The organism is Paracholeplasma vituli (assembly GCF_025446935.1).
Taxonomy (GTDB): Bacteria; Bacillota_I; Bacilli_A; order Acholeplasmatales; family UBA5453; genus Paracholeplasma; species Paracholeplasma vituli.
The window spans coordinates 1-503 of record NZ_JAOEGN010000037.1 but is presented as its reverse complement, the minus strand read 5'-3'; the positions used below and the strand labels follow the sequence as shown (position 1 = coordinate 503).

The following is a 503-nucleotide window of genomic DNA, read 5'->3' as shown; positions in this document are numbered from 1 at the left end:
CCGCAAGGAGGGAGCCGTCTAAGGTAGGATCAATGATTGGGGTTAAGTCGTAACAAGGTATCCCTACGGGAACGTGGGGATGGATCACCTCCTTTCTAAGGAAAACATGGCTTAAGAAGCTGTGAACGAGACTTTGTTTACAAAGTTCTCACAAACGAGATTTTATCTAAAATCTCCCAAACATTCTGCATTACTCATCATATTCAGTTTTGAAAGACTTATGTCTTTTAGAAGGGCCTATAGCTCAGCTGGTTAGAGCGCACGGCTGATAACCGTGAGGTCGATGGTTCGAGTCCATTTAGGCCCACCATTTAAGTGGTGCACTCACAAGTGAGCTAAACCCTTAAAAATGTTTTATCCAACCTAATGGTTGAGATCTTTGAAAAGTAGATAAATTCTGACGTAAGGTTAAGGAAGAGAAGGCACGCAGTGGATGCCTTGGCACTAAGCACCGATGAAGGACGCAACTAACGGCGAAACGCCACGGGGAGCAGTAAGTACGC

General features: G+C 44.9%; 1 tRNA gene and 2 rRNA genes. All 3 read left to right on the top strand.

The features are described from left to right. Window positions 1-95 (top strand): 16S ribosomal RNA (locus N7603_RS08955); the annotation flags it as partial. A gap of 138 nt (window positions 96-233) precedes the next feature. Beyond that, window positions 234-310, top strand: a tRNA-Ile gene (locus tag N7603_RS08950). Between the two features lie 96 nt (window positions 311-406). Continuing rightward, window positions 407-503: ribosomal RNA gene (locus N7603_RS08945) — 23S ribosomal RNA — on the top strand; the annotation flags it as partial.